Annotated in this window: 17 protein-coding genes and 1 pseudogene; 4 read left to right on the forward strand and 14 right to left on the reverse strand. The window is 32.1% G+C overall.

What is annotated here, in order from left to right:
- Positions 1 to 31 precede the first annotated feature (31 nt).
- From dprA (ACWW38_RS04700) to ACWW38_RS04750, 11 genes are all read right to left on the reverse strand, one after another.
- Positions 32 to 979, reverse strand: coding sequence for a DNA-processing protein DprA (gene dprA, locus ACWW38_RS04700; RefSeq protein ID WP_456259653.1), 948 nt, complete (start codon positions 977 to 979; stop codon positions 32 to 34).
- Between the two features lie 9 nt (positions 980 to 988).
- Positions 989 to 2527: a YifB family Mg chelatase-like AAA ATPase gene (locus ACWW38_RS04705; RefSeq protein ID WP_456259654.1), complete on the reverse strand. Its 1539-nt coding sequence runs from the start codon at positions 2525 to 2527 to the stop codon at positions 989 to 991.
- Complete coding sequence (locus tag ACWW38_RS04710) at positions 2528 to 3100, reverse strand: transposase (protein ID WP_456259652.1); 573 nt, start codon at positions 3098 to 3100, stop codon at positions 2528 to 2530. It abuts the gene before it with no gap.
- Between the two features lie 165 nt (positions 3101 to 3265).
- Positions 3266 to 4213: a DNA-processing protein DprA gene (gene dprA / locus ACWW38_RS04715; protein WP_456259653.1), complete on the reverse strand. Its 948-nt coding sequence runs from the start codon at positions 4211 to 4213 to the stop codon at positions 3266 to 3268.
- A 9-nt stretch (positions 4214 to 4222) separates the two neighbouring features.
- The gene (locus tag ACWW38_RS04720; RefSeq protein ID WP_456259655.1) at positions 4223 to 5761 is read right to left on the reverse strand and encodes a YifB family Mg chelatase-like AAA ATPase; all 1539 of its coding nucleotides are present in this window, start codon (positions 5759 to 5761) and stop codon (positions 4223 to 4225) included.
- Positions 5762 to 6334, reverse strand: a complete 573-nt coding sequence (locus ACWW38_RS04725; RefSeq protein WP_456259656.1) for a transposase — start codon at positions 6332 to 6334, stop codon at positions 5762 to 5764.
- Between the two features lie 260 nt (positions 6335 to 6594).
- On the reverse strand, positions 6595 to 6858 hold the full coding sequence (locus ACWW38_RS04730; RefSeq protein WP_456259657.1) for a hypothetical protein: 264 nt from the start codon (positions 6856 to 6858) through the stop codon (positions 6595 to 6597).
- A 724-nt stretch (positions 6859 to 7582) separates the two neighbouring features.
- On the reverse strand, positions 7583 to 7681 hold the full coding sequence (locus tag ACWW38_RS04735) for a DUF4160 domain-containing protein (protein WP_456259658.1): 99 nt from the start codon (positions 7679 to 7681) through the stop codon (positions 7583 to 7585).
- Between the two features lie 507 nt (positions 7682 to 8188).
- Positions 8189 to 10675: an Ig-like domain-containing protein gene (locus ACWW38_RS04740; protein WP_456259659.1), complete on the reverse strand. Its 2487-nt coding sequence runs from the start codon at positions 10673 to 10675 to the stop codon at positions 8189 to 8191.
- A gap of 109 nt (positions 10676 to 10784) precedes the next feature.
- Entirely contained in the window at positions 10785 to 12014 is a 1230-nt protein-coding gene (locus ACWW38_RS04745) for a hypothetical protein (RefSeq protein ID WP_456259660.1), read from the reverse strand.
- A gap of 640 nt (positions 12015 to 12654) precedes the next feature.
- Positions 12655 to 13299 carry a flagellar brake protein gene (locus ACWW38_RS04750; RefSeq protein WP_456259661.1) on the reverse strand — a complete coding sequence of 215 codons (645 nt, stop codon included), beginning with the start codon at positions 13297 to 13299 and terminating at the stop codon, positions 12655 to 12657.
- A 575-nt stretch (positions 13300 to 13874) separates the two neighbouring features.
- On the opposite strand from ACWW38_RS04750, the gene ACWW38_RS04755 reads away from it, so the two are divergent.
- The 3 genes from ACWW38_RS04755 to ACWW38_RS04765 all read left to right on the forward strand — a co-directional run bounded on the left by ACWW38_RS04755 (position 13875) and on the right by ACWW38_RS04765 (position 17336).
- Positions 13875 to 14693 (forward strand): YihY/virulence factor BrkB family protein, encoded by an 819-nt coding sequence (locus tag ACWW38_RS04755; RefSeq protein WP_456259662.1) that lies wholly within the window; start codon positions 13875 to 13877, stop codon positions 14691 to 14693.
- A 128-nt stretch (positions 14694 to 14821) separates the two neighbouring features.
- Positions 14822 to 15613: a polysaccharide deacetylase family protein gene (locus ACWW38_RS04760; protein ID WP_456259663.1), complete on the forward strand. Its 792-nt coding sequence runs from the start codon at positions 14822 to 14824 to the stop codon at positions 15611 to 15613.
- Between the two features lie 523 nt (positions 15614 to 16136).
- Positions 16137 to 17336 carry a S1C family serine protease gene (locus ACWW38_RS04765; protein WP_456259664.1) on the forward strand — a complete coding sequence of 400 codons (1200 nt, stop codon included), beginning with the start codon at positions 16137 to 16139 and terminating at the stop codon, positions 17334 to 17336.
- A gap of 85 nt (positions 17337 to 17421) precedes the next feature.
- On the opposite strand, the gene ACWW38_RS04770 is transcribed toward ACWW38_RS04765, so the two are convergent.
- The 3 genes and pseudogenes from ACWW38_RS04770 to ACWW38_RS04780 all read right to left on the reverse strand — a co-directional run.
- Positions 17422 to 18927, reverse strand: coding sequence for an ATP-binding protein (locus ACWW38_RS04770; protein WP_456259665.1), 1506 nt, complete (start codon positions 18925 to 18927; stop codon positions 17422 to 17424).
- The gene (locus ACWW38_RS04775) at positions 18924 to 19601 is read right to left on the reverse strand and encodes a response regulator transcription factor (RefSeq protein WP_456259666.1); all 678 of its coding nucleotides are present in this window, start codon (positions 19599 to 19601) and stop codon (positions 18924 to 18926) included. The genes ACWW38_RS04770 and ACWW38_RS04775 overlap by 4 nt, the downstream gene beginning before the upstream one ends.
- A gap of 139 nt (positions 19602 to 19740) precedes the next feature.
- Positions 19741 to 19845 (reverse strand): annotated as a pseudogene (locus tag ACWW38_RS04780) (E3 binding domain-containing protein); the annotation flags it as partial.
- Positions 19846 to 20244: 399 nt separating this feature from the next.
- On the opposite strand from ACWW38_RS04780, the gene ACWW38_RS04785 reads away from it, so the two are divergent.
- Complete coding sequence (locus ACWW38_RS04785; protein ID WP_456259667.1) at positions 20245 to 22233, forward strand: fructose-1,6-bisphosphatase; 1989 nt, start codon at positions 20245 to 20247, stop codon at positions 22231 to 22233.
- The last annotated feature ends 56 nt before the right edge of the window (positions 22234 to 22289 follow it).

Genomic DNA, 22289 nt, shown 5'->3' on the forward strand with positions numbered 1-22289 from the left:
AATAAAAAAGAACCATCCTGTCAGATGATTCTTAACCCCCGAGGGCCAATGTCATTTTCACGACCCTCGGGGGTCGTTGCCAGCGAAGCGAGCTTGCTATTGTATCTAAACTGATAGAATTATTTATAAACAATTGGCTAGGATTTAGATAAATACTAGCACCTTCGGATATAAGTTTGTTTGTACCTTTACTTTCTTTTGAGTATATATTATTGGGAACAGCAAATACTTCTTTATTCTGTTCCTTTGCATATTCAGCTGTAATCAAGGCACCGCTTTTCTCCCCTGCTTCTACAATTAAAATTTTTTCAGAGCATGCACTTATAAGTCTATTTCTCTTGGGAAAGTTCTGAGGGCTTGGCGTTACACCTGGAGCATATTCTGAGATTATTGCACCAGTTTCAGTTATGTTTTTCATAAGTTCAGCATGCTCTTTTGGATAACATATGTCTACCCCACAACCAAGAAAAGCCACAGTATAACCAAGTGATTTTATGCATGCCGTATGAGCATAACTGTCTATTCCCTTAGCCATACCGCTTATAACAGGGATTTTATTTTCTGCTAAAAACTTTGCTGCTTCAACTGTAACTTGTTTTCCATAATCGCTACATCTTCTTGAACCTACTATTGCTACCCCTGAAATATCCTCATAAAGATTACCCTTATAATATAGAAAAATAGGCATGTTAGGGTAACTTCTTATGCCTGATGGAAACTTCTTTTCCTCATATGTAACAATACTTATATTTTGTTTTTCGCATCTTTCTATAATTTTTTTAGCAGGATTTAAATCTTTAGATTGAATAATAACTTCTACAAGCTTATCTCCTATGTCTTCTAATGCTCTTATTTCCTCTTTTGTTGCATTATAAATATTTTCTGGGGACATAAATCTATTAAGTAGTTTTTTAGCTGTTACAGGGCCAATCCCTTTCAATTCATTTAACCATACCCAATACAGATAATTTTCCTTCATAATATACCTCTAAACTACCATCATATTTGACTGTTCTTTTTCTAAATCTCTGCACATTAACGCTTTAAAAATGTCCTGTTTTCTAATATTTTTAGATTCATCTATATCTGCAAAAGTTCTAGCAACTTTTAAGTATTTATGATAGGATCTAGCACTAAACTTAAACCTGTCATAAGCTAACTGTAACAGCTTTTTCCCCTCTCCATCTAGTGAACAAAACTCTTTTATTAAGGAGGAAGTCATTTGTGAATTACTATTTACGCCTTCTATATCTTTATATCTTTCACTTTGTATTTCCCTTGCTCTTTCAACTCTTTCCCTTAGTATTCTGGAGCTTATTCCTTTGGTGCAATCAGATAACTCCATAAAGGCTACTGGTTGAACATATTTTTGTATATCTATTCTGTCCAATATTGGCCCTGAAATCTTTTGTCTGTATTTTATAACTTCATAATCTGTACATTGGCATTTCTCATTTCCATAATATCCACATGGACAAGGGTTCATAGCTGCTACCAACATAAAGTTTGCTGGGTAAGTGTGAGTATATTTTACTCTTGAAATTGTAACTATACTATCTTCTAGAGGTTGTCTTAATGCTTCTAAAGCCTTTCTATTGAATTCAGCTATTTCATCTAAAAATAAAACTCCATTGTGAGCTAAGGATATTTCACCGGGCATAGCGTTGTTGCCTCCACCTATAAGTGAATTCATTGAAGCGTTATGGTGAGGCGATCTAAAAGGTCTTTGAGTTATTAAACTTCCTTTATTTTTTAATAGTCCTGAAACGCTGTATATTTTAGTTACTTCTAGTGCTTCTTCTTCCGTCATAGAAGGCAATATTGTGGGTATTCTCTTAGCTATCATGGATTTTCCACAGCCAGGAGAACCAGACATTATAATATTATGCCCACCTGAAGCTGCTGCAACTATGTAATCTATAGCTGAGTCTTGTCCTTGAACATCTTCAAAGTCAAATAGATAATCCCTTTGAATTCTATGGTCATCTTTGTATTCTTCTAAGGGTTTATAGGTAGTTGAGTCTTCTAAAAATCTTACTACATCATATAAAGTATCAAAGGCAAAAATATTTATACCTTTAACTAATGATGCTTCTTGCAAATTGTCCTTAGGAACAATTAAGTTTGTTATATTATGTCTTTTAGCTTCTATAGCCATAGGAAGTATTCCAGAGCAAGGTCTTAACTCTCCATTAAGTGACAGCTCCCCTATAAATCCAAATTTATTAATCTCATCTAAAGTTATTTGCTTTGTTTGAAGCAATATACCTAAAGCCATGCCTAAGTCAAAATGTGATCCACTTTTTTTCATATCACAAGGAGCTAGGTTTATTACAATTTTCATTTTGGGAAATTCATACTTTTCGTGGTTTATAGCAGCCTCCAGCCGTTCTCTTGATTCCTTAACCGCTGCATCTCCTAATCCAACTATAGAAACAGATGGCTGCCCATATATAGTATCCGTCTCTATGTTAACTACATAGGCATCTATTCCTGATATAGCAAAACTATTTATAACTGAAGCCAATTAAATCACTTCCTCTTCATATTTAGCTTTTACTCCATTTTTAACAAAAGTTTTATATAAATCTCTTTTCATATCTTCCTTAAAATAAGAAAGTATTTTTTCTGAATTTATAAGTTTTTCTTCCCTAGTTCCTATGTACATAGAGTAGCTACTCCACTTATATTCTTCAGGTTTTCTTACCATATTTGCTCTCACTGGATTAAGATGTATATATCTGCTAGTTTCAATCAGCTGAGTGTCTGATTCAATAATTTCTGAAAAATACCTATCTTGATACAGGTGCCCTATATAGTTATACTTTTTATTAAAAAACTTAGCATAAATACTATTTACCCTAGAAACAAAATACTTTAAATGCATTTCCTTAGTATGTAATAAAAGGTGTACGTGATTATCCATAAGGCAATAACATAAAATTTCAAATTCATTTTTAAAGTATTCAAGGCTTCCTTCTATAATAGTTAAATACACTTGAAAATCTTCCTCATCTTTAAATATGTCATTTCTCCTGTTTCCTCTTGCCGTTATATGATAAATTGCATTAGGGTACCATACCCTAGCCACATTAGTCATTTATTGTATTCTTCCTCTCTAAACATATTATGATTATCTTAATTTTTGACAGCTATTTAGAGATATAAACCTACCCTGGAAAATCTTTAGAAAGAACATTATTGGATACCTTTGGCGAACCTTGTGCTTGTGAAAATAAAAAAGAACCATCCTGTCAGATGATTCTTAACCCCCGAGGGCCAATGTCATTTTCACGACCCTCGGGGGTCGTTGCCAGCGAAGCGAGCTTGCTATTGTATCTAAACTGATAGAATTATTTATAAACAATTGGCTAGGATTTAGATAAATACTAGCACCTTCGGATATAAGTTTGTTTGTACCTTTACTTTCTTTTGAGTATATATTATTGGGAACAGCAAATACTTCTTTATTCTGTTCCTTTGCATATTCAGCTGTAATCAAGGCACCGCTTTTCTCCCCTGCTTCTACAATTAAAATTTTTTCAGAGCATGCACTTATAAGTCTATTTCTCTTGGGAAAGTTCTGAGGGCTTGGCGTTACACCTGGAGCATATTCTGAGATTATTGCACCAGTTTCAGTTATGTTTTTCATAAGTTCAGCATGCTCTTTTGGATAACATATGTCTACCCCACAACCAAGAAAAGCCACAGTATAACCAAGTGATTTTATGCATGCCGTATGAGCATAACTGTCTATTCCCTTAGCCATACCGCTTATAACAGGGATTTTATTTTCTGCTAAAAACTTTGCTGCTTCAACTGTAACTTGTTTTCCATAATCGCTACATCTTCTTGAACCTACTATTGCTACCCCTGAAATATCCTCATAAAGATTACCCTTATAATATAGAAAAATAGGCATGTTAGGGTAACTTCTTATGCCTGATGGAAACTTCTTTTCCTCATATGTAACAATACTTATATTTTGTTTTTCGCATCTTTCTATAATTTTTTTAGCAGGATTTAAATCTTTAGATTGAATAATAACTTCTACAAGCTTATCTCCTATGTCTTCTAATGCTCTTATTTCCTCTTTTGTTGCATTATAAATATTTTCTGGGGACATAAATCTATTAAGTAGTTTTTTAGCTGTTACAGGGCCAATCCCTTTCAATTCATTTAACCATACCCAATACAGATAATTTTCCTTCATAATATACCTCTAAACTACCATCATATTTGACTGTTCTTTTTCTAAATCTCTGCACATTAACGCTTTAAAAATGTCCTGTTTTCTAATATTTTTAGATTCATCTATATCTGCAAAAGTTCTAGCAACTTTTAAGTATTTATGATAGGATCTAGCACTAAACTTAAACCTGTCATAAGCTAACTGTAACAGCTTTTTCCCCTCTCCATCTAGTGAACAAAACTCTTTTATTAAGGAGGAAGTCATTTGTGAATTACTATTTACGCCTTCTATATCTTTATATCTTTCACTTTGTATTTCCCTTGCTCTTTCAACTCTTTCCCTTAGTATTCTGGAGCTTATTCCTTTGGTGCAATCAGATAACTCCATAAAGGCTACTGGTTGAACATATTTTTGTATATCTATTCTGTCCAATATTGGCCCTGAAATCTTTTGTCTGTATTTTATAACTTCATAATCTGTACATTGGCATTTCTCATTTCCATAATATCCACATGGACAAGGGTTCATAGCTGCTACCAACATAAAGTTTGCTGGGTAAGTGTGAGTATATTTTACTCTTGAAATTGTAACTATACTATCTTCTAGAGGTTGTCTTAATGCTTCTAAAGCCTTTCTATTGAATTCAGCTATTTCATCTAAAAATAAAACTCCATTGTGAGCTAGGGATATTTCACCGGGCATAGCGTTGTTGCCTCCACCTATAAGTGAATTCATTGAAGCATTATGGTGAGGTGATCTAAAAGGCCTTTGAGTTATTAAACTTCCTTTATTTTTTAACAGTCCTGAAACGCTGTATATTTTAGTTACTTCTAGTGCTTCTTCTTCAGTCATAGAAGGCAATATTGTGGGTATTCTCTTAGCTATCATAGATTTTCCACAGCCAGGAGAACCAGACATTATAATATTATGCCCACCTGAAGCTGCTGCAACTACGTAATCTATAGCTGAGTCTTGTCCTTGAACATCTTCAAAGTCAAATAGATAATCCCTTTGAATTTTATGGTCATCTTTGTATTCTTCTAAGGGTTTATAGGTAGTTGAGTCTTCTAAAAATCTTACTACATCATATAAAGTATCAAAGGCGAAAATATTTATACCTTTAACTAATGATGCTTCTTGCAAATTGTCCTTAGGAACAATTAAGTTTGTTATATTGTTTCTTTTAGCTTCTATAGCCATAGGAAGTATTCCAGAACAAGGCCTTAGCTCTCCATTAAGTGATAGTTCCCCTATAAATCCAAATTCATTAATCTCATCTACAGTTATTTGCTTTGTTTGAAGCAATATACCTAAGGCCATGCCTAAGTCAAAATGTGATCCACTTTTTTTCATATCACAAGGAGCTAAGTTTATTACAATTTTCATTTTGGGAAATTCATATTTTTCGTGGTTTATAGCAGCTTCTAATCTTTCCCTTGACTCTTTTACCGCTGCATCACCTAATCCAACTATAGAAACGGAAGGCTGGCCATATATTGTATCCGTCTCTATGTTAACTACATAGGCATCTATTCCTGATATAGCAAAACTATTTATAACCGAAGCCAATTAAATCACTTCCTCTTCATATTTAGCTTTTACTCCATTTTTAACAAAGGTTTTATATAAATCTCTTTTTATATCTTCCTTAAAATAAGAAAGTATTTTTTCTGAATTTATAAGTTTTTCTTCCCTAGTTCCTATGTACATAGAGTAGCTACTCCACTTATATTCTTCAGGTTTTCTTACCATATTTGCTCTCACTGGATTAAGATGTATATATCTGCTAGTTTCAATCAGCTGAGTGTCTGATTCAATAATTTCTGAAAAATACCTATCTTGATACAGGTGCCCTATATAGTTATACTTTTTATTAAAAAACTTAGCATAAATACTATTTACCCTAGAAACAAAATACTTTAAATGCATTTCCTTAGTATGTAATAAAAGGTGTACGTGATTATCCATAAGGCAATAACATAAAATTTCAAATTCATTTTTAAAGTATTCAAGGCCTCCTTCTATAATAGTTAAATACACTTGAAAATCTTCCTCATCTTTAAATATGTCGTTTCTCCTGTTTCCTCTTGCCGTTATATGATAAATTGCATTAGGATACCATACCCTAGCCACATTAGTCATTTATTGTATTCTTCCTCTCTAAACATATTATGATTATCTTAATTTTTGACAGCTATTTAGAAATATAAACCTACTCCGGAAAATCTTTAGCAAGAACATTATTGGCTACCTTTGGGGGACCTTGTGCTTGTGAAAATAAAAAAAGAACCATCCTCTCAGATGATTCTTAACCCCCGAGTATTCACTACCCTCGGGGGTCGTTGCCAGCGAAGCGAGCTTGCTCCACGAAAAAAAGAACCGCCATTTCTGACGATTCTATGCTATTTTACTGCTTTTAATTTTGCTATGTCACTCCAATTACTAGCTGTAATAACTTCAACATTACTTAAATCTTTTCTTACAGCTTTGATTTCTCCCTTTATTTCAGCAACTTCATGTTTTAAATTTTGCTGTTCAGCTGATAAAACATCAACTTTATGTTCTAAAGCTTTAAGTATATTAGTGTTTTCTTCTAACTGAATTTTTATTGGATTTAATTCTTCTTTTAATATATTTCTAAATAAATCAATTAAATCTTTATCCATTTATTTCACCACCATAAAGTTTATATATAAATTATATATATAAACTTTGTTTATTTCAAGTAAATAAGTTTAAATTCGCTAAGTGAAGCTTTAGCGCAGAACAAAGAGCCTTAAAATGAAAGCTCTTTGTTCATGACCCTCGGGGGTCCTTGCGAGCGAAGCGAGCTTGATACTCCGGAAAATCTTTAGCAAGAACATTATTGGCTACCTTTGGGGGACCTTGTGCTTGTGAAAATAAAAAAAGAACCATCCTCTCAGATGATTCTTACCCTCCGAGTATTCACGACCCTCGGGGGTCGTTGCGAGCGAAGCGAGCTTGCTACTCATCTTTAAATATGTCGTTTCTCCTGTTTCCTCTTGCCGTTATATGATAAATTGCATTAGGGTACCATACCCTAGCCACATTAGTCATTTATTGTATTCTTCCTCTCTAAACATATTATGATTATCTTAATTTTTGACAGCTATTTAGAAATATAAGCCTACCCTGGAAAATCTTTAGAAAGAACATTATTGGATACCTTTGGCGAACCTTGTGCTTGTGAAAATAAAAAAAGAACCATCCTGTCAGATGATTCTTAACCCCCGAGGGCCAATGTCATTTTCACGACCCTCGGGGGTCGTTGCCAGCGAAGCGAGCTTGCTATCATATTTTCCACAGCTTGTCACTGGAAAATTATACACCCCTGGGGTCCTTGTGAAGGACCTGTTGGGACTGAGCTTGCTAATCTCCATAAAAAGCATGAAAATGGGATGGTGAATGTTCTTTTGGCGCACAATACATCCTTATAATTATTCCATAAAACATACTTATTGTTGGCATAAAATCCCACACCCCTTTATTTAATTTACGATATCATAATAGATTTTACACCCCTGGGGTGTTAGTCTGTTTCACAACCATAAAGTTTATACTTAAATTATATCTATAAACTTTGTGTATTTCAAGTCAATTAGTTTAGATTCGCTAAATCTGCATTTAGAGCAGAAAAAAAGAACCTGAAAAGGTTCTTTTAAAAGAATAGATATGTATTTTGTTTTTTCAATTAGTGATATGACCTAACCATTTTGTGTCCTTTGAAATGATTCATTCCGTTCATCTATTTAAATTTGAGAAGGATAACCTTTTGAGCTATCCCTCTCTCATTTTTTATTTCATTTATTTTCACAGCTTGTCACTGGAAAATTTTACACCCCTGGGGTCCTTGCGAGGGACCTGTTGGGACTGAGCTTGCTACACCCCTGGGGTCCTTGCGAAGGACCTGTTGGGACTGCGCTTGCTAACACCCCTGGGGTCCTTGCGAAGGACCTGTTGGGACTGAGCTTGCTACTATTTAACAGTAATTGTAGTACCAACTTTGATTGGATTAGTAAGGCTACTTGCATCCTTTACAGTAGTGCTATCAACTACTTTAACTTTTAATGTTGATACATTTGCTATGTCAAGATCAACTGCTCCAACTACTTTAGTTGTTCCAGTTTGAATTAATATATCTCCAGCATTATAAGCTCCACTACCATCCACATCTAAGAATAGACGATTATCAGCAGTAGTACCAGCATTATTATCTGCTCCGTTATCTACTAAAGCTTTGAATGTTAGAACATACTTTCCAGTATCAGTACCAGTACCATCGGCAAATGCTACAATGTTTGTATTTTTTGCTACAGCTACTTGTGTACCGTTAATTGTAAATTGTAAGTCATTAAGTGTTCCTGCTGCAACAGCACTTACATCTTCTGTAAATCCTAATACAAGTAAACCATTGCTAGAAATTGTAGCTGTCTTAAGTTCTGGTGAAACATCATCAACTAACACTATAGCATTATCAACCTTAGGAAGTGCTACGTTGCCAGCCTTGTCTTTTACATTGTTAACATTAAGTGTATAAGTATCATCTTTAGTTATTGACATTGCTGGTATATTTATAGTTGCACTAACATCAGTTGCAGCTGTATCTGTGCTTGAACCATTGTGCGCAATTGTTATATAGCTTCCTGCTGGTAATGGTTTACCATTTAATAGATAGTTGCTAACATTTTGTACAGTAGCAAGATCTAATCCTACGTTGTCAGTAATATTAACTACTATAGTTGTACCAGTAGACTGAGTAGTTGCAGCTGTATGGCTTGTAGCCGGTGATACTACTATAGGTTTTGTTGTATCTGAAGAAGAATCTACTTTTACTGCTATTGTAGAAGCAACATTCTTGTTAAGTTGAGTAGATAAATCTTGTACTACATCATTACCAACACGTACTATATAGTTTCCAGTAGTCAATCCACCTGTTAACGGAACGATTACTTCTTTAGCATCATTTGTATTAACTGCTCTTGCAGCAATGCTAAGGCTAGCAGAAGTATCTACACCATTAGATGTAATTAACTTAATATCGCTTCCTGGAGCAGTAACTTCTTCACTAAATTTAACAACAATTGCACCATTAGCATATGTTGTACCTGAATACTGTCCACCTGGAGCTACATATGCAGTTCCTAAAACAGTTGGGCGTACAGTATCTTTAGTAATTGTTATAGCACGATTAGTAGAAGCTATAGCATTACCTGATTTATCTTTAATTGAATCACCTAATACTAATGTACCTGCAAATGAATTGCTATCATTAAACGGAACTGTTGCTGCTAATGCTAGTCTTATTGTCTTTCCACTTGTGTTTGATTTTACTGTAGCAGTTATACCACCATCTCTTGCTACACCATTAAGATCAAGCACACGAGAATTGCCTGCAAAAGTAGTTGTATCCATTGCTTTATCAAAAGTAACTTCTATAAGATTATCACGAACAACAGTAATGTTTTGTACTACAGGAGCAATAGCATCTGGAGTAACTGTAAAGCTAGTTGTAGTTGGGTTATTTTGTAAAAAATTACCTGCATAATCTTTAAAGTTCAATAATGTTAATTCATATGATTTATCCGCACTAAGTGCTTGAGAAGTAGTAAGCGTAACTTCATTTGGTGTTGAACTATTTTGAATAGTTGCAGATTCTCCTCCAACATAAGCTATGGCACCAGTAATGTCTATAGGCTCACTAAATTTTAATGTTACACTAGTTGTAGTTGTTTTAGCTTTAGCTGAAACTGTTGTTAATGTTGGTGCTACTTCATCTTTAGAAGCTAAAGTAACAGTTGTTTTTTCTACAACATTTGATCCATTAGCACTCTTTACATTCTTCACTGTGAATTTAAATGGTGTACCTACATTAATACCACCCAAGCTTGTATTAATATCGCTTGTAGTAGTAATAATTACAGTTTTACCATCGCTTGATAATTCTACAGTTGCAGTTGCATCCTTTGTTGTTAAATCAACAGGATTAGCATCAGAATTTGTTTGAATAAAATAATTGTCTGAACTTTCTGCAGAAACTGCTTCAACTGGTTGATTAAATGTTACTTGAATTTGTTTAGCATTAATAGCACTTACTGATTCAACTTTTACTACATCTGAAGCTACATTTCCATCTTTAGCGTCGTATTTAGTAACTTCGCCTTTAGCGTTTTTGTATTCTACTGCTGGAATTACTGATAAATCAGTTAAAGCAGATTCAGTTTCGTTTACAATCCAATTTCCAGCAAAGTCTTTAACATATACTTTAAAATTTGCTTTTTGCATTGCTGCTACGATTTCTGCTTCATTAGCAGGATCATTTACATAGTTTAAGTCATAAGCTTTATCGCCTATTACAGCTGTACCTGATGGCATTGCTGCGAATGCTGTGAAAGCAGTTGTTCCAGCTATTAAGAAAGATGCTGCTGCAACGCCTGTTACTTTTCCAAGTTTTTTCTTATTCATTTATAACTTACCTCCCGTATTTTTTTATAAGTTAACATATTTAAAATTTGGTCTCAAAAGGAAAGCAAATTTCCTTTTGTCCAATTACTTATACCTTTTTATATCCAAACTATTTAGCTTGAACTAATTTAACATTTTCAACTACTTGAAGAACATTGTCTTGTGCATCTAATAATTTAACTGTTACTTCTTCTCCATCTTTAGCAGCTGGATAAGCAGTTGTTGCTTTTCCTAATTCAGCAGCTCCAGTTATTTGTTTGTCTCCTCTAAATACTTGGAATTTTACTGCTCCTTCAAGATCAGCTGTTACAGTTACAGATGAACCAACTGTTGCTGGCTTAAATGTAGCATCAACTTTTACTTCTTTTACTACTGGAGCTTCAACCATAGCAGTTTCTCCAAGTACTACAGAAGCTGATTTTAATACTGTTCCTTTAGCATCTAAAAGTTTAACTGTGTATTTTTGTCCTTCTTTGTTAGCTGGATACATAGTTGTTGCTTCACCTAATTTAGCAACTCCAGTTACTTGTTTTTCACCATCAAATATTTGATAGCTTGCTGCTCCTGGATATGCACTCTTAACAGTTACAGATGAACCAACTGTTGCTGCTTTTACAGAAGTTTCTACAGCTATTCCTTTTTGTTCTTCAACTGTAACAACTTTTAGTACCCATCCATCATATCTGTTTGTGCTGTCAGCTTTTTTGCCCCAAACATCTACAAGATATTTTCCTGGAGCTGTGAATTTAACTTCTTTTGAAGTTTCTGCAGCTGTGTTGTAGTTTCCATCTATAGTCCAAGCTTCTTTTCTGTTTTCTATTGCTGGATTATATATGTGAAGTTTGTATTGATCATTTCCTTGGATAGCTACGAATTCATCTACTGAATAAGTATCTTTTAATCCTAAATTGTCCATTTTTGCTCTTGAAGCAAAGTATCCATCTTTTTGGATTTTGAAGTTTGTTGTTAAGTAGTTGTCGTACTTAGCCTTTGATCCTTCTGCTTTTACCCATATTGAAGCTTTGTATGCTCCAGCTGGTAATTGGTTAACTGCTGCAGGTATAAATGGTTCATTTCCTTTTACAGCTTCTGAATAACCTTTAGTTAACTCAAACCACTTTCCTGTTGCAATGTTTTGTGCCCAAACTTGATATTGAACATTTTCTGCAACATCTGATTGAAGTGCAAATGAGAAATCATCTCCTACTTCAGCCATTGTGATTGCTGGTTGAGCATAAATTACCTTTGGTGCTGTTGCAGCTAGTGCTGGTTTAGCCATTCCTACTCCTGATGCAACTAATACAGCTGCAAGAAGTACACTCATCTTCTTTTTAATCACTTTTGTTCCCTCCCATTTTTGATTAAATTTATAATTTAAAAAATTATTAACTAAATCTTTGAATAATTTATGTAAAATCGGGAAACATACTAATGAATAGGTATGATTCCTTCATAATACAGCAATTATATTTATATTCTACAAAGATGGCAATTTTCCTTCTATATTTTTAAAAAATATAGAATATATTCACCTTAATGAAATACATTACTCAATTACCATATTTGATACAATATTTATTATATAGGTTTTTGTCCCATTTATCAACAAAAAGTATATAATTTATTCATGGTAAATCTTAGATTATATATAGGTTTTACCATTAATTATATAATTCTAATATACTCATATGGACAAATTCATATATATATACGTTTAAATTTTATAAAAGTTTGCATATTAAAGAAAATTTTTCACATTTTTTTGGTATCGAAATGATTTTATACTATTTTATCTCAAATTGCAATAGATGTTGGTTTATTATTTAACATTTTCCTTATAATTTAAAATTTATGAATTCTTTTCATAAACTTTTCATAAACTTTCTTTTATAATATATACTATACATCTTATTTTCGTAGATTTTAAAATATTCTTATTACTTTAACACAAAAAAATCTAAAAAATTATTCTGTAAATTTTATCTTACCTGTTGGAATATAAATTCTATTATCTTGTCTCTACTTCTTTCACTTATATTTTCAAATTTTAATCCAGCCTTATATCTTTCATGTTCTATATCTTTTTCTATTCTTGCAACTGTACATAATATCCTTAACTCTTCTGGAATAAATATTGATATTAGCAATTGTTGTCCAATCTCTGCTGGCTCTTCAATAAATATTTTTATACCGCCACCACTTATATCAATACAGTTTGTCCCCTTCATACTGTAAATATAATCTTTAGGAATATCTTTCATTTGAATGTATTCCTCTCCTTTAGGTATTAGAACATAATCTAAATCTATTTCTATAGGAAATCTAAAATATTTTCTTCTTTCAATTTTCTCCAGCTCCTCTGGTATTGTTAAAATAGCTCTTAGACATTCCCCTTCTCCCCTAATTCCAATCATAGTCGTTTCACCAGAATATACTCGTTCATTTGCGTACATAAGTATTTTATTTTTATAATTTTGTTTTATTTTAGGACCTTCTCTATTCCCTACTATTATCTTTACTAATATACAACTCTCTTTTACTAATTCTACTACCGCCATATAGGCTTCTTCTCTTAAATCAACTAATTCTAATTTCATCCCCACTTTAATATCACTTTTTAACATATAAATCCTCCACACATATTGTACTTCTTTAACAAAATTCATTTTCTGAATTTTCTATATATACTTATATCTTCTTTATAACTACTCTTTTTCCTTTTTATTGAAGAGATTTTTATTAATTTCTATGCTAAAATTTTCTTGTAGGTTAGTATATTGTAGTTTACCACTTTTATACTTTTCAAAACTTTTGTTAATATTTTGAAGATATATTTTGTAGTGATACTCTATAGAATATTAATATAGATATTTACAAAACATATTATTTGGAACTATTAAACAAATATTATTTGCTCTGTTTTAAAGATTTTTGAGTTCATTATAATGAGAAACTCCTTGTCATTCTTCCAAGGAGTAAGCGATTCACACCAAATTATAGATTTGGGTTCTCTGCTTATGAGAAATTACAATTCTTATTTAGTATAACAATTGTAGCGTTAAGAACTTTCATTTGTCTGAGCTATGCGAGTTAATGAAAGTTTAGCTACAGTTGTTATACTAAATTTAGAATTGCTTTCGATATTATACGAAATCAACAGTCTTTAAAACAGAGACAATTTATTAAAGGAGTTATAACATTGTATAAAAAGATAGATAAAACTAATCCTTTTATTAAATTAATGAAAAAACTTAGAGATGACGATATACTAGCTTTAGCCTCTCAGCTGTCCTATAGCCTTTTACTATCCTTATTTCCTTTTTTAATTTTTTTATTTACATTGGCTGGCTACAGTTCTATTAAAAGTGATGATGTACTTATTAATTTAAAAAATATTCTACCTTATAATGTTTATAGTTTAATTTCTACCACAGTAATAGAAATATTTGATTTTAGAAAGGGGAATTTATTATCCCTTAGTATACTAATTACCATATGGATAGCTTCAAGCGGCTTTAATGCTGTAATTAAAGCTCTTAATAAAGCTTATGATGAAGATGAATGCCGTTCCTTTTGGAAGTTACAGATTATATCCATTTTATCTACCTTTGTTCTTGCTTTTTTAATTATATTTTCACTTTTTTTATTAGTACTTGGAAATCTACTTGGATATAAGATAAGCTTATGGCTTAACCTTCCTCCAAACTTTCACTATATATGGGATTCTTTTAGATATCTGCTTACATTATTAATTATGATATTTATTTTTTCCCTGCTTTATAAAATAACTCCCTGCAGGGAATCAACCTTTAGCGAGGCACTTCCTGGATCAATTTTTACTACTATAGGATGGATTGTAGTATCACTAGGCTTTGCTTTCTATGTAGATAACTTTGCTAACTATTCTAGACTTTATGGAAGTATAGGAGCTGTTATAGCCTTAATGGTGTGGCTTTATTTAACTTCTGTTATTATACTTGTAGGTGGAGAAATAAATTCCCTATTAGCTAAAAATTAATAGGGAATTTCCCATTAGTATTTTTATTTTCAACTAAATATAGTAGATCCCATTTAGTCGATTATTTTATCATTCTATAGTATAATGGTTATGCTATATAACTTTACTAATGAGAAAGGATTTTAGATATGTTAAAAAAGTTATTTACTTTTATTATAGTTTCATTATGTTTTGTAATGCTTTCAGGGTGCTCAGCTACAAGCAATTCTAAAACTGTTTTAGCTAATCCTAACTCTGAAAATGTACAAGCTAATAATACTACTATTCCTATACTTATGTATCATTCTATAGCCTATGAAAAAAAGAATGAATTAAGAGTGCCAATAGAAAATTTTAGTCAGCAGATGAAATATCTTAAGGATAATAATTATAAAACTTTAACTATGGACGAATTGTACAAGCATCTAAAAAATAATGAACCTTTTCCTGATAAATCTATTGTGTTAACCTTCGACGATGGATATACAGATAATTTTCTATCTGCCTACCCAATACTAAAAGAAAATGGATTTACAGCAACTATATTTGTAATCACTGATACCATTGATAAAGATTCTTATTATCTAAATTCAAAACAGCTATTAGAGCTTCACAAAAACGGTATTGATATTGGGAGTCATACTACTAATCATGAAAAACTAAATAAAGCTTCCTATGAAGATCAATTAAAAACATTAAAAGCCTCAAAGGAAGTTCTTGAAAAATTATTAAACACAAAAATAGATTATATAGCCTATCCTTATGGGAAATGGAACGAAGATACTTTAAGAGCTACCAAAGATGCTGGCTATACTCTAGGTGTTACCACAGTCCAAAAATGGGCACATAGTGAAGATAACATCCTAACCTTAAACAGAGTCCGCATAAAAGCTTCCGACGATATGGATACATTTATAAAGAAAATTACTGAGGGAAAATAAGAAGAAAGCGACGGAGGTCGCTTTTTTCTTTAGGCATTAATTAGGTACTAGGCGAGAGGTACTAGGTAGGAGGTGTTAGGATAAAAATCTCTAATGGCTAGTCTCTAATCTCTAAGAAGCAAAATGATAATTTTGCATGGCGGTAGCCAGAACGTACAGTAATTGAAGGCGTATTTTAGAAGATAAACTAAAGAATTAATGTTAATAATAGATGCGTTAGCATAGGGAGACTTTTTTAAAAAGTATCCTATTATAAAAATGGCTAATTTCAAATATTTTATACTATTTTAACCACTAATACTAGCAAAGATTAGTAACCAACTAGCGACTAGCGATTTTCATCCTAGTACCTAGAACCTTGCACCTATTACCTATTACCTATTACTTATTATCTATTATCTATTACCTATTACCTTTATCTTCATATATATTAACATTTACTTAATAACTCTGTCATTAAATTGTCACAAAAGGAAGATACTATATAGATAAACGGATGGAGAATATATAGGAGGAAATAGTTATGGATAATTTCAATAACAATTTTGAAGATAAAGATTTTGATAAACACTTTGTAGAAGTTAAATCTAGCATTGACAAAGATAAAAAGCCAAAGAGAATGGGTAAAAAAGTACTTTCTTATGTACTAGTTGGAGTTTTATGTGCCTCTTTAGGAGGAGTGGCTGCTTCAGTAAGTACTATAAAATATTATAATAGTAAGAAAGTAACTACTAGTGCTGCTGGAGATAAAAGCAATAGTAAAGATGCTTCAAATAGCGCTGTGAAGACAGCATCAAATTCAGTTCCTCTTTCTGTAGCTAATATTGCAAAACAAGTTGGTCCTGCTGTTGTAGGTGTGTCAACTAAAAACGCATCATCTGTGGACTTATTTGGTTTTCCTGAGCAACAAGAAGGTATGGGCTCTGGTATAATCTTCAGCGAAGAGGGATATATATTGACTAACTATCACGTAGTTAACGGAGCAAAAAAGATAACTGTAATATTCAACAATGGAAGTGAAGGTAAAGAAATTCCTGCAAAACTTGTGAATTACGATGCAGCTATGGATCTTGCAGTAATTAAACTTACTGAAAATGTAAAGGTTCCTGCTGTAGCTCAATTTGGAGATTCTGATAGTATACAAGTTGGTGATCCTGCTATAGCTATTGGTAACCCTCTTGGAAAACAATTTTTAGGTACAGTTACCTCTGGTGTTATTAGTGCCGTAAATAGAGAAGTGGCTGTAGAAGGACAAAAGCAAAAATATCTTCAAACTGATGCTGCTATAAACCCTGGTAATAGCGGTGGAGCTTTAGTAAACATATATGGTCAAGTAATTGGAATTAACACCGCTAAAATAGGAGGAAGTCAAATTGAAGGTCTTGGATTTGCTATTCCTATAAATGCTGTTAAACCTAAAATTCAAAATTTAATTAAACCTGTGCTAAAGATGGGTATAGGCGTTATAAATATTGACGACAAGCTATCTAAAGAGCATAACCTTCCTATAGGAGTATACATTCAACAAATTGAAGAATTTAGTCCTGCTCAAAAAGCCGGATTACTACCTGGAGACGTTATAACAAAGTTTGATGGAAAAAAAGTTAAAACTGTTCAAGAAATAAATGATTTAAAGCAAAAACATAATTCTGGTGATTCTGTAGAAGTTGAGATAACAAGAGACGGAAAATCCAAGAAATTAAGCTTAAAGTTAACTGATTAATGTAAAATTATCCCCTTATAATATATAGAAAGGAACATATATAGATTTGATTTACACAAAGCTATGTATGTTCCCTTTTTTTCCTTTAAATAACTTGCTTCAAGCTAAAATAAAATTTAACACCCTTTTCCGTATTTACAGCTCCAAAATTGCTATGATGAAGTTCCAGCAAATTTTTTACTATGGTAAGTCCAAGTCCAGTTCCGCCTAAATTCCTATTTCTTGATTTATCTATCTTATAAAACTTATCCCATATCTTCTCTAATTCATCCTCTGGAATGTTTCTGCCTTCATTTTCTACTTCTACAAGTACTTCTCCTTCTCTAATACTTGTACTTACATATATGCTTCCACCAGGTTCTGTATGTCGTATAGCATTAGTTAGGAAATTAGTTATTACTTCCTCAATTTTGCTTTCGTCACCTATTACCCTAATGTCTTTATCTATTGATTTTTCTATCTTTATTTTGCAATCCTCACTGGCTTTATTTATGCCTTCCAGCCTTTTTATAGTTTCATTTATAGTTCTATCTATTAAAAAGGTATCCATTTCTATCTTGAAGCTGCCTGACTCTAACTTAGATAGCTCTAACATTTCAGCTACAAGACTTCCCATTTTTTTAGCTTCATCAATTATTACATCCACGTAGTAATCCTTATCCTCTTCCTCTACTACATTGTCCTTTATTCCCTCTGCATAACCTTCAATTAAACTTATAGGAGTCTTTAATTCATGGGAAACCGCCGCTACAAACTCCTTTCTCATAACTTCAAGCTTTTTCTCTTTTTCAATATCTTCCTTTAATTTTTCATTAGATTCTTGAAGAGAATTTAGGGACATACTCAAGTTATCTGATAAAAAGTTCAGCGTTTTAGCAAGGCTTCCTATCTCGTCCTCACTATCTATATGGCACTTTTCACTAAAATCCATCTGGGCCATTTTTGATGCAGTTTTATTTAAATTTACAAGAGGCTTTGATATCATTTTAGAGTAGATAAAAGCTAAAACTAATATTAAAAATACAGCTGCTATATATATGTAGATATAAAATTCCTTCATTACAGAGGCAGCTTCATTAACAGGCTGCAGAGAAGATACTGCAAATATAACCTTTGCCGGAATATCATTAAACACTATGGGAACAATGGTTACTATGTTTTGTATGTTATAATACTTATCATTAAATATATAAGTTACAGTTTCACCCTTCTTTTGCATATCAATAAACGCCTTTGGATCTGATGTCCACTGTCTTATTATGCCTTGTATTACCTTTACTCTGTTTGTATCCTTTGCTTCATCCTTATAGTCCGTTATGTAACTTAAAAGACCATTGCTCTCTAAAATTACTATTTTTGCGTTATTATTTTCTTCAAAGTTTTTTATATTGGATAGTGTATTATCCATGTTGCCTATATTTTTTACATATTCCCTTGAAAAACTTTCTGTATTAGCTTTTAAGTTTTTTGTCTTTCTACTAATATAAAAGTTTTGAAAAAATACTGATTGAAACAACAGTTGAATAGATATAAAAATTGTAAAAAATATTGCTGTAATTACAAATAGCTTTACTGCTATATTTTTTTTCATTTTTTCACCTCAAATTTATAGCCACTTCCTCTAACTGTAACTATATAATCTGCTTTATCTTTTAACTTTTCTCTTAATCTTTTTATATTTGTATCCACTGTCCTAAGTCCTCCATAATAATCAAAGCCCCAAACCTTGTCTAGTATGGTATCCCTGCTTAATGCAATACCTTTATTCTTAGCAAAATAAAGCAGCAGGTCATATTCCTTAGGAGATAATAATATTTCCTCCCCATCTATAGTTACATTATGGGATATTTCATTTATTTCTAATCCATGAAAATTCATAATTCCGCTTTTAGATTTATCTATAGAAGCTCTTTTAAGAAGTGCCTTTCCTTTAGCTACCAATACCTTTGGACTAAAGGGTTTAGTTACGTAGTCATCTGCCCCTAATTCATATCCCAGTAGCTTATCTTCCTCTTCTCCTTTTGCCGTTAACATTATAATAGGAATGTTTGAAGTCTTTCTCACATTAGTACATACAGTCCAACCATCCATATAAGGCATCATTATATCAAGTATCACCAAATCAACTTTATTATTTTTTAAAATTTCCATTGCCTCAACCCCATTGGAAGCTTCTAAAACCTGAAAGTTTTCTTTTTTAAAGTAATCCCTTATAAGCTTTCTCATTCTCTCTTCATCTTCTGCAATAAGAATTGTATACTCCATGGCTGCACCCCATTTCTACTTTGTTAGTTATATTTTCTCATTTGTAGGAGGAGGATGTCAAACTTTAAGAATTTTGCGAAGTAATTTTTTAGTGAATAACTAATAGTGAATAGTTGCTGTACCTTCTATTATTTCTATCTTATTTGCTTTCAAAAGCCCTTTTACTCCATTGACCAGCTGATTTACTACTGTTGATGTCTATATTATTTTCCTTTGCTAGCTTTTTTGCATATGGTGTAGCTTTCCTATATGCTGAACCGCTAGTCTCTAATTGCTAATTCTAGTTGTATGCACTGAAACGCTAGAGACTATCGATTAATCACTTCCCTATTACTTATTACTTATTACTTATTACCTCTTACCTATTACCTCTTACTTCTTACTTACCTATAAACTCCAACTTATTATATGTTTTGCACATTTATTTATAAAATGTATATTATATGGTATATATGTGTTACATATTTTATATTATTATAATAATTTTATATGTAAAATTATAAAAAATATATGATATAATATCCTTGTTGAAATAGAACAACTTATATTATACAATTAATTTTAATTGTTATTATATTTATTATATTTATTATATTTACTTATGAATTACATAATCATGTTTTAAATAAAAGGAGGATAAACCATGACCTTCTGTGACGAGAACAATTTAGAACTCATACAAAAGGACCTAAAATATTTAAATTTACTTGCAAAACAATATCCTAGCATCTGTTCAGCTAGTACGGAAATTGTAAATCTACAAGCTATTTTAAATTTGCCTAAAAGCACAGAACATTTTATAAGTGATGTTCATGGAGAGTATGAGTCTTTTACTCACATGCTGAAAAATGCTTCTGGGGTTATTAAACGTAAGATAGATGATGTTTTCGGAAATTCCCTAAGAGAAGGCGAAAAGGCTAACCTTGCTACACTTATTTATTATCCAGAACAAAAACTAGAGCTAATAAGAAATTCTGAGGATAACCTAGAAGATTGGTATAAAATCACTCTATATAGACTTATTGAACTTTGTAGAGTAGTTTCTTCAAAATATACTCGTTCTAAAGTTAGAAAAGCTCTTCCTCAAGATTTTGCTTATATAATAGAGGAATTGCTTCATGAGCATGATAATACAGTAAACAAGCATGAATATTACAATGGAATAATCTCTACAATTATAGATATTGATCGTGCACCTGATTTTATTACAGCTATTTCTAAAGTTATACAAAGACTTGTAGTTGATAGACTCCATATAATCGGTGACATATACGATAGAGGACCAGGCCCAGAAATCATAATGGAAGCCTTAATGAAGCATCATTCCGTAGACATCCAATGGGGAAATCATGATATTCTATGGATGGGAGCTGCTGCCGGCCATGAAGCTTGTATTTGTAATGTACTTAGAATATCTCTAAGATATGCTAATTTAAATACTGTTGAAGATGGCTATGGTATTAATCTTTTACCTCTTGCCACTTTTGCCATGGAGTTTTACGGAGATGATCCATGTAAAAGTTTTATTCCTAGAACTATAGATAAAGAATTAAGTAAAAGAGAACTGGCTTTAATTGCAAAAATGCATAAAGCAATTGCAATTATGCAATTTAAGCTTGAGGGCCAAATAATAAAAAATCATCCTGACTTTTTAATGGATGGACAACTTTTACTTGAGAAAATAAATCATGAAAATGGAACTATAGCCTTTGATGGTAAAACTTATAATCTAAATGATAAGAGCTTCCCAACTGTGGATCCTAAGGATCCTTATAAGTTAACTGCTCAAGAAGAGGCATTAATTAATAAGATAAAACGTTCTTTTATTCATAGCGAAAAACTTCAAAGACATATTCGTTTTATGTACAGCAAAGGAAGCATGTACTTAGTATGTAATTCAAACTTGCTTTATCATGGATGTATTCCTCTTAATGAGGACGGTTCCTTTAAAGAAGTTTTAATTAATGGAAAGAAATATGTTGGAAAATCTCTACTAGATAAATTTGATACTCTTGCAAGAGAATCCTACTTCTTTAAGGAAGGCTCTCCTGCTAAAAGATTTGCAATGGACATGGTATGGTATTTATGGTGCGGACCTGACTCTCCTGAGTTTGGAAAGCAAAGAATGACTACCTTTGAAAGATATTTTCTTAATGATAAGAAGACCCATATGGAAAAGAAAAACTTTTATTATCAATACAGAGATGATGAGGATGTATGCTGTAAAATATTAAAGGAATTCCATTTGGATCCTGATCACTCTCACATAATAAATGGACACATTCCAGTAAAGACAAAAGAAGGAGAAAGTCCTATAAAAGCTAATGGAAAACTTCTTGTTATAGATGGAGGCTTCTGTAGAGCTTATCAGCCTGAAACAGGAATTGCTGGATATACACTAATTTATAATTCCTATGGTCTGCTTATAAGTGCTCACGAACCATTTGAGTCTATTAGAAAAGCCATTGAGGAAGAAAAAGATATACTATCTTCAACTACTATTCTTGAACATGTTCTAACTAGAAAAAGAGTTGCAGATACTGATATTGGAAAAGAACTTAAAAAGCAAATTAAAGAGCTGGAAATGCTGCTAATCGCTTATAGAAAAGGACTTATTAAAGAAGCAAAGTAAAAAACAAAAAGGAAAAGGTACTATGTGCTATGAAAAACATGATTTTCAAGTACATA

It is taken from the genome of Clostridium sp. JNZ J1-5 (assembly GCF_053901425.1).

What these genes read in the sequence shown, in the direction of transcription:
- ACWW38_RS04735 (WP_456259658.1), bottom strand. Translation starts at nt 7,681, where the DNA reads ATGCCAACAATAAGTATGTTTTATGGAATAATTATAAGGATGTATTGT.
- ACWW38_RS04775 (WP_456259666.1), bottom strand. Translation starts at nt 19,601, where the DNA reads ATGGAGTATACAATTCTTATTGCAGAAGATGAAGAGAGAATGAGAAAG.
- ACWW38_RS04760 (WP_456259663.1), top strand. Translation starts at nt 14,822, where the DNA reads ATGTTAAAAAAGTTATTTACTTTTATTATAGTTTCATTATGTTTTGTA.
- ACWW38_RS04750 (WP_456259661.1), bottom strand. Translation starts at nt 13,299, where the DNA reads ATGTTAAAAAGTGATATTAAAGTGGGGATGAAATTAGAATTAGTTGAT.
- ACWW38_RS04730 (WP_456259657.1), bottom strand. Translation starts at nt 6,858, where the DNA reads ATGGATAAAGATTTAATTGATTTATTTAGAAATATATTAAAAGAAGAA.
- ACWW38_RS04710 (WP_456259652.1), bottom strand. Translation starts at nt 3,100, where the DNA reads ATGACTAATGTGGCTAGGGTATGGTACCCTAATGCAATTTATCATATA.
- ACWW38_RS04740 (WP_456259659.1), bottom strand. Translation starts at nt 10,675, where the DNA reads ATGAATAAGAAAAAACTTGGAAAAGTAACAGGCGTTGCAGCAGCATCT.
- ACWW38_RS04770 (WP_456259665.1), bottom strand. Translation starts at nt 18,927, where the DNA reads ATGAAAAAAAATATAGCAGTAAAGCTATTTGTAATTACAGCAATATTT.
- ACWW38_RS04765 (WP_456259664.1), top strand. Translation starts at nt 16,137, where the DNA reads ATGGATAATTTCAATAACAATTTTGAAGATAAAGATTTTGATAAACAC.
- ACWW38_RS04785 (WP_456259667.1), top strand. Translation starts at nt 20,245, where the DNA reads ATGACCTTCTGTGACGAGAACAATTTAGAACTCATACAAAAGGACCTA.
- ACWW38_RS04725 (WP_456259656.1), bottom strand. Translation starts at nt 6,334, where the DNA reads ATGACTAATGTGGCTAGGGTATGGTATCCTAATGCAATTTATCATATA.
- dprA (WP_456259653.1), bottom strand. Translation starts at nt 4,213, where the DNA reads ATGAAGGAAAATTATCTGTATTGGGTATGGTTAAATGAATTGAAAGGG.
- dprA (WP_456259653.1), bottom strand. Translation starts at nt 979, where the DNA reads ATGAAGGAAAATTATCTGTATTGGGTATGGTTAAATGAATTGAAAGGG.